Below are 7,084 nucleotides of genomic sequence, written 5' to 3'. Positions count from 1 at the left end.
TGCACACGAGCATACAGGGCAGCGGTGAACACCCGGCCTTCCCTGCGCAATGGCTTTACGGCTTATGCCGTGATCTCCCCGGAGACGAGTTCTGGGTTGACTCCGTCGCTATCGTTTCCGCTCACGCTTCTCCGACAGCTTGACGCCGGCAACGGGCGCCAGGACCACACGGTTTTGCCGTACGCTTAATCCACGCCCATCGTCTCAGCGTAAACAAGCGTCCATCGCAACCCGCCCAACGTCCGTGACGACGGCCGACGCCCTTCTGAGTAGGACGGGATGGCGATAGATGCGCACTGATTTGGGTCGACCGACAACAGAAATATTTTTGATTTACAGAACTTTCCTACTTGACATTATTTCCGTAAATCAGAACTGATTTGCCCGTCGGGTTGATTTGTCGCACCCGGGCCGGAAAATAGCGCTTGCTCGCGAAGCGACGCAGCAACCTCGCTCGGGCGGATATCAAAATACACACTGAAGAGGATCGACTACAGTCTGCGAATGCTGCGGCGCGTGTCCGATGGTTCCCGCTGAGCGGACGTCGACCGGCAGGCCGGAGGCAGCGCGAATGCCCCAAAGCGGGCATTGGACCCCACCCAAATATACTTCCTTCGACCGCCGACAACACCTTCCACGCATCGGGCTTGGACAGATAAACTTCCCCGGCATCCTGATCCTGGGAGGCGGGCATGAGACGGCGCGCGTTCATTGGGCTCATCGGCGGCGCGGCCGTGTCTCCAATCGCTGGGTGGGCGCAGCAGCCAGCAAAGATGAAGCGGCTCGCACTAGCTGACCCTGCGCTAAAGGTTGCCGACATGCGGATTGGAGGCGACCCGGGTTACACGTCGGGTCTTCAGGAACTCCAGCGCCTTGGTTATATCGAAGGTCAGTATTTGATCATCGACCGGTTTTCGGCTGACGGGAAAGGGGAATATGGCGACCTCGTAACCAAAATCATCAACGCGCATCCAGACGTGATCTTTGCTTTGGGTACGTCGATCACACTCGCATTGAAAGCGGCGACTAGCACAATTCCCATCGTTGCCATGACTGGCGATCCGATTCGATTTGGAGTGGTATCCAGCCTGTCGCATCCAGGCGGAAACGTTACGGGGGTTAGCGTTGATGCTGGCGTTGAACTTTGGGGTAAGCGTCTTGAACTGCTTGCCGAAGCCATCCCAAAAGCTCGCAACGTGCTTTTCGTCTCAACGCAAGCGGGTTGGGAGGCTGCGGGCGGCAAGGAGACGCGGGAGGTAGCTCAAAGGCTCGGTATTGCGTTAGCGCATGCGCCCGTATCCACTCCGGTCACTGAACAGGCATACAGCGACGCTTTTCAAGCCATCCAGCGGGATCAAGTCGATGGACTTGTGATTGCAAATATTACTATCGCCTACGCTCATCGCTTTCTTCTCGTTAAACTCGCCCAGCAAATCGGTCTCCCGACGATGTTTGTTTTTCGCGAGCAGGTGGAAGCCGGAGGATTGATGTCTTATTCCATGGACCACAAGAACGCCGTTCGGGTCGCTATTGCGCAGGTGGCCGAGGTATTGCGCGGTAGCAAACCAGGCGAGATGCCGTATGTCCAAGGGACGCGATACGAGTTTGTGATTAACCTGAAGGCCGCAAAGGCAATAGGTCTCACGATTCCTCCGGCATTACTCGCCCGCGCCGACGAGGTGATCGAATAAAGTCGCCTATTGGCACATTTGAGACATGACGGTCGGCTCTCATGATGTCTGCTGACTGGGGTGGACCGGAAGATGCCGGTCAATCGACAAACCGCCGCGATCGACCCGACGCGGAAACCGAACGTCCAATCATCGCTGATGAACCATTTGTTCTGCGACCCCTACTAAGGGACACATAAACGTCCGGAGAATGGCGTCGGTTGTTCCGGCTGCTCCGACCAACGTGCGGAGACCACGTGCGATGCAGATGCGCTTTTCAGCATACCGGTTGTTAGCTTGCATGGCCGTGGTGGTTCTCGCCGGGTTGCCGAGAGTGGCCGCCGCAGACGAGCTGGATTTCTGCATAAAGCTGTCAGATGACCTCGCGGTCACAGCGTGCTCGCGCGCCATCGACTCGCACCAATACACAGGGCGAAGCCTCGCTCGGCTGCATGCGCGTCGCGGCGGGGCGTACCAGGCACGGGGTGACCTCAACCGCGCAGTGGCTGACTACAACGAGTCGATGCGGATCGATCCGACGTATCCGGCTGCCTACAGCAACCGCGGCAACATCTGGTTCCATAAGGGCGACTTCGACCGGGCCATCGCGGACTATACAAAGGCGATCCAGATCGATCCGAAATACGCGGTCGCCTACGCCAACCGCGGCAGCGCCTTGGGTTCCAAGGGCGACCTCGACCGGGCCATCGCGGACTTCGACCAGGCGATCCAGCTCGACCCGAAAGATGCTGAGGCGTACTACGGCCGCGGCCGCGCCTGGAGCGCCGGGGGCAAATACGACCGGGCCATCGCGGACTATAACCAGGCGATCGAGCTCAATCCGAAATATGGGAGCGCCTACGTCAACCGCGGCAGCGCCTGGGGCAACAAGGGCGACTTCGACCGGGCCATCGCTGACTACAACGAGGCGATCCGGCTGGATCCGAAAATTGCCAAAGCCTATTACAACCGCGGCATGGCGTGGGAGAAGAAACGCAGTCTGCAAGCGGCATTGGCCGACTTCAAGATGCACGCTCAACTCGCTCCGTCCGATCCAGACGGCCAGGCGGCTGTGAAACGCGTATCGAACGCATTGAGCAAGACGACGGGGCGGCGCTGATATGGCTTGACGTCTGGAAGTGGCCATTCCGGCCAAGGCAGCAGGCCAGATAATGTTCCGTTCACAGGGGTGGAGCGGACCTCGTCAAGGCGAGCGCTGACTTCCGGAAATGACCCGCAACGGACATCGGCCAACGCCTGCCATAGCGAAACTGATTTCGGCTGCTACCAAAGTGTCGTTCGGGCAGCTACGATGACGTCGCCTAGTTAAAGCCTGGGCACGCACACCCCGCTCATTTGGACCGCGCGGGCGTGTCGGCGCTGAAAGGTTAAGGCATGATCCGCCCGGTGTTCCCGATCTTGTTCGCAGCGCTGGCGTGGCCCGCTTTTGCGGCGGAGAACCCCTGCCAGACCATTCAGAAGGATCCAGCGTTCACGACCTGCTGGCGCGAGGAATTCAAGAAGTCAGAGGCGGAGGTTGCACGAAGGTTGCGCGTGCTGGCCGAGCGCCACCGCAAGGACGAACCTGATTTGCATGGACTGATGACCAAGGCTCAGCGAGCGTGGCTGGTCTGGCGCGAGGCAGCCTGTCGTGTCGATACCTACGAGTCGAAAGGGGGAGCGGGTTTTAGCGTCTATTGGGACCGGTGCCGGATCAAGATGAACGAAGCGCGCAGCATTGAGCTGCAGCATATGATCGATAATCCGTAACGGCCCGCCACTCAAAATGCGATATGGGCCTGCAGCTCATTAGCGGACATCGTTTCTTAGCGGCGGTCCGCCTATCGCAACTGCGTCAATAGCTCGCGCGCCCCCCGCATCGCGGCAGCGCCCTACCCCGCTCAGCCCTTCTTCGATTTAACGCGGAAGATCACCGGCACGGTAAAGCTCAACCCCTCGTCCGCGATCAGCGGCGGCGGCGCGGGCACGGGATCGGAGCGCCGCACCATTGAGAGTGCGGCCTCGTCGAACGCGGCGTCGCCGGATCCCTTTTCGATGCTGACCGAAAACACGCGCCCCATCCGGTCCAGCGTGAAACGAACAGCGATTTCGGCGGCCTGCTGCGCGCGATCCTTTGGATATTTCTTGTGTTTGTCGAGATGCGCGCTCAGTTCCTTCTGCCAGGTCGCACGCACGCGGCGCGCCGTCTCGCCGCTGCCGATGGCCGGTGCGATCGAGCGCGGCCCCTCCGGGATCGCCTCGGAACTGGGGGTGGCGGTTGCTTCCGACGCGACCGACGAGGCCTTCATCCCGCTCGACAAGAGCGTCTGTCCGATGCTGAAGAAGACTTGATCCGGCGGATGAGGGTTTCAAATGAAAATGCCGGCGAGTGATCGCCGGCATTTTTGTTTCGCATCCATTCCATCAGATTGAGCAATTACTTCGGCTTGTTGAAGTTTACAGGCAAAGCAAAGGTGAACTGATCTTCGGTGAGACCTGCCGGTGGGCGCGGCACCGGGTCGGAGCGGCGGACCATCGAAATCGCCGCTTCGTCATAGGCGGGATCGCCGGACGACTCCACTACGCTCACGGAAACCACGTTACCCAGGCGGTTGAGCACCAGGCTCAACCTGACCGATGCCGCCTTCGCCTTGCCGGTCGGAAACTTCTTGTGCAGTTCGAGATAGGCGCTGATCTTGCGTCCCCAATCCGCGGTGAGGCGCCCCTTGTCCTTGCCAAGTCCCTGGTTGACGACTGTCGCCTTTTCAGCGACGCGCGCATCCTCGATGGCCTGTTGCGCGAAGGCTTCCGAAGCCGCCTGTTCCGCCGCCGCCGTGGTCTGCACGGCCGCAGGTTCCGGCTCCTCCTTTTCCGGTTTCTTCGAGTCGTTTTGCGTGACGACCCGGTCCGGATCCTCCGTCTCGGTTACCTCCGCCTTCGGAAGATCGGTTTCCTTTTCGACAGCCTTCTGGTCGGGTGCCGCCTGCGAAGCGTGCGCCGCTTCCGATTCCGGGCCCGGCGGAAGCTCCGAGACTTCGGTGGTTGGAGACGTCAGGTCGAGGCCGATTTCCACCCCCTGCGCGCCGAGATCTCCCCCCTCGTCGTCCGACTGCAAATGCACGATCGCCAGTGCGGCCCCGCCGACATGCAGCGCGAGCGCAACGACTGCGGCAAAGATCCACAGCCGGCGTGATGGCCTCTGCTCGTCCAATTCAGACATCGATCATCGTCACTCAGGGCGTCGGACTGGCTGCCGGCGCAGGGGCGTCGGGAGCACGCTCAAGCGCCACCAGCTTCACCTTGGTATAGCCGCCCGCGCGCAGGATTTCCATCAAGCCAAAGAACTCGCCATACGGCACAGAACGGTCGGCGCGAATGAAGATTGGACGATCCTTATTGCTATCGGGCATCGCATCGAGCGAACGGATAAGGTCGACCCGTTTGACCGAGTCTTCACCGATCGCAATCGTCAGATCAGGCTTGATACTCACGTAAGTCGGCTTGTCCGGTTTCTTCTGCGGGATCGCCGTCGATGTCGGCAGGTCGATCGGAAGATCGACGGTCGACAGCGGCGCCGCCACCATGAAGATGATCAAGAGGACCAGGATGACGTCGATGAACGGCGTGACGTTAATCTCGTGCGATTCGGCAAAATCGCTGTCGTCATCAACGTCGCTGTCTGCGATCGAAGCGCCCATCGCCTACTCCGCCGCCGCGCGGGAATGCGAACCGCCGACATGGGTACGATCGAGATCGCGCGACAGCAGCCGTCCAGCGGCGCCCGACGCTCGGCCGACCAGTTCCAGGTAGCCCTTGGTCACGCGCGAAAAGTGATTGTAGATGATGACGGCGGGGATCGCGGCGACAAGACCGATCGCGGTCGCTAGCAGCGCTTCGGCGATACCGGGCGCCACCACGGCCAGATTGGTCGTCTGCGATTTCGAGATGCCGATGAAGCTGTTCATGATGCCCCAGACCGTGCCGAACAGTCCGACGAAGGGCGACGTCGCACCGATGGTGGCGAGCAGGCCCATGCCGAGCCGGATCCGCCGTGCCTCGGCGCGCACGATCTCCGAAAAGCTCGACGCCGCGCGCTCCTTGATGCCGGCGTCGCTCGAGATACCCGCCGACAGGCGCGCTTCGCGCATCGCGGCCGCGAGCAACGACGACAGCACGTTACCCTTCGCGCCCAGCGCGAACTGCGCTTCCGCAAGCGAGCGGGAGTCGCTGATCTTTTTGAGCGCATTGCGCAGCTTGCGCTGAATGACGGTCATCTCGATCATCTTGGCGATGAAGATGGTCCAGGTCAGCAGCGAGGCAAAGGCGAGACCGATCATGACGGCCTTGACCAGCACGTCCGCCGACTTGAACATCGACCACGGCGACAATTCGCGGAGCTCCGCAGCGGCGGCCTTCAGCAGCCTGTCACGCTCGGCCGGCGCCGCGGTGGCTTCTGCAGCCGGGGATGCGGCTGTTGGCGCTGCGGCCGCCGACGGCGCGGGAGTCTGAACGGCCGGAGGTTGTGCGGGCGGCTGCCCCGCCGCGGGAGCTTGCTGAGCCGCAGGCGCGGTCGGCGCTGCGGGCGCCATCTTCTGCTGGGCCGACGAAGGCGCAGTTGACGACAGCATTGCCAATGCGGCGATTGCAGCAACGGTGTTTCGAACAATCAAGAAATTCATGCTTCGGCCCAGTAGCGAATTAGGTTGTGATAGATGCCGTCAATTTGACCGTTTCAGGGTCATCGCCCCGGTCGCATTACCAAGGCCTCGACGTCTCAAGATCGAGAGCCAGGCTGCGGGCGTGGTCATCCCGTACCATGCTCTGCAGCCCGACAAAAGACACCACACGCATACCTCGTGCGAGATGCAAACTAGAAGCACCGTAAACAGCGGGGTCCGGGCCCGGAGCCTCGTTTCAGGGAACCATCGAAGGCCTCGTGTGCCGGCTTGAGAGGCTTAGATTTGAAGGGTTCTAAATCGGAAGAGCGGCCGCCAAATGGGCACATCACCGCCCGCTCCCAACGCGGCGATGTTGAAACTTTTCACCACTGCTTTGATCGCGTCCGGAAGTCGGTGAGTCACAACCTGCTCGCGCGATCTGGAGGACATCCAGTGGCGTTTCAAAATGTTTCGAAAAGCGTGATCGCAATTGCGGGAATTCGACGAGCCGCCGATCGCGGTGCACGGGATATTATCCCGAGTCTCATCAGGAGTTTTTCCCGCCAAGACTCTCGATACATTCACCGCGACAGACATTCACCGCGGCGCAGCAGGCGCGAACGCCCGGCGAGTTGCGCAATCGGCAGGCATTGCGAAGCAACCTTCTTGATCAAGCTGCGAGGCGATCAAACCTTTCCAATTGTTTAGGATTCTTCAAGTCTTAGTGTGTTTACACCCAAACGGCGCGCATATTAC

At 60.6% G+C, this 7,084-nt stretch carries 6 protein-coding genes and 2 pseudogenes; 3 read left to right on the top strand and 5 right to left on the bottom strand.

All coding sequences use genetic code 11. The annotated features are described in order from the left end of the window. The first annotated feature begins 692 nt into the window (after positions 1-692). From JQ641_RS14755 to JQ641_RS14745, 3 genes are all read left to right on the top strand, one after another. Positions 693-1,691, top strand: coding sequence for an ABC transporter substrate-binding protein (locus tag JQ641_RS14755; protein ID WP_211996662.1), 999 nt, complete (start codon positions 693-695; stop codon positions 1,689-1,691). Positions 1,692-1,932: 241 nt separating this feature from the next. Beyond that, positions 1,933-2,790: a tetratricopeptide repeat protein gene (locus JQ641_RS14750; RefSeq protein ID WP_211996661.1), complete on the top strand. Its 858-nt coding sequence runs from the start codon at positions 1,933-1,935 to the stop codon at positions 2,788-2,790. A gap of 275 nt (positions 2,791-3,065) precedes the next feature. After that, positions 3,066-3,440 (top strand): lysozyme inhibitor LprI family protein, encoded by a 375-nt coding sequence (locus tag JQ641_RS14745; protein WP_211996660.1) that lies wholly within the window; start codon positions 3,066-3,068, stop codon positions 3,438-3,440. Positions 3,441-3,571: 131 nt separating this feature from the next. Here JQ641_RS14745 and JQ641_RS14740 read toward each other — a convergent pair. From JQ641_RS14740 to JQ641_RS14720, 5 genes and pseudogenes are all read right to left on the bottom strand, one after another. Continuing rightward, positions 3,572-3,967: pseudogene (locus JQ641_RS14740) on the bottom strand (energy transducer TonB family protein); the annotation flags it as partial. Positions 3,968-4,107: 140 nt separating this feature from the next. Beyond that, the gene (locus tag JQ641_RS14735) at positions 4,108-4,890 is read right to left on the bottom strand and encodes an energy transducer TonB family protein (RefSeq protein WP_211996659.1); all 783 of its coding nucleotides are present in this window, start codon (positions 4,888-4,890) and stop codon (positions 4,108-4,110) included. Between the two features lie 13 nt (positions 4,891-4,903). Continuing rightward, on the bottom strand, positions 4,904-5,368 hold the full coding sequence (exbD, locus tag JQ641_RS14730; RefSeq protein ID WP_211996658.1) for a TonB system transport protein ExbD: 465 nt from the start codon (positions 5,366-5,368) through the stop codon (positions 4,904-4,906). Positions 5,369-5,371: 3 nt separating this feature from the next. After that, on the bottom strand, positions 5,372-6,349 hold the full coding sequence (exbB, locus tag JQ641_RS14725) for a tonB-system energizer ExbB (RefSeq protein WP_211996657.1): 978 nt from the start codon (positions 6,347-6,349) through the stop codon (positions 5,372-5,374). Further along, positions 6,346-6,575: pseudogene (locus JQ641_RS14720) on the bottom strand (PKHD-type hydroxylase); the annotation flags it as partial. The gene exbB and the pseudogene JQ641_RS14720, both read right to left, overlap by 4 nt. Positions 6,576-7,084 lie beyond the last annotated feature (509 nt).

It is taken from the genome of Bradyrhizobium sp. JYMT SZCCT0180 (genome assembly GCF_018130165.1).
Taxonomy (GTDB): Bacteria; Pseudomonadota; Alphaproteobacteria; order Rhizobiales; family Xanthobacteraceae; genus Bradyrhizobium.
Note: the sequence above shows the minus strand (reverse complement) of the source record. Positions and strands in the feature narration are given on the sequence as shown.

Excerpts from the sequence above, each read along its gene's own strand:
- JQ641_RS14755 (WP_211996662.1), top strand. The coding sequence starts at position 693 with ATGAGACGGCGCGCGTTCATTGGGCTCATCGGCGGCGCGGCCGTGTCT.
- JQ641_RS14745 (WP_211996660.1), top strand. The coding sequence starts at position 3,066 with ATGATCCGCCCGGTGTTCCCGATCTTGTTCGCAGCGCTGGCGTGGCCC.
- JQ641_RS14735 (WP_211996659.1), bottom strand. The coding sequence starts at position 4,890 with ATGTCTGAATTGGACGAGCAGAGGCCATCACGCCGGCTGTGGATCTTT.
- JQ641_RS14750 (WP_211996661.1), top strand. The coding sequence starts at position 1,933 with ATGCAGATGCGCTTTTCAGCATACCGGTTGTTAGCTTGCATGGCCGTG.
- exbB (WP_211996657.1), bottom strand. The coding sequence starts at position 6,349 with ATGAATTTCTTGATTGTTCGAAACACCGTTGCTGCAATCGCCGCATTG.
- exbD (WP_211996658.1), bottom strand. The coding sequence starts at position 5,368 with ATGGGCGCTTCGATCGCAGACAGCGACGTTGATGACGACAGCGATTTT.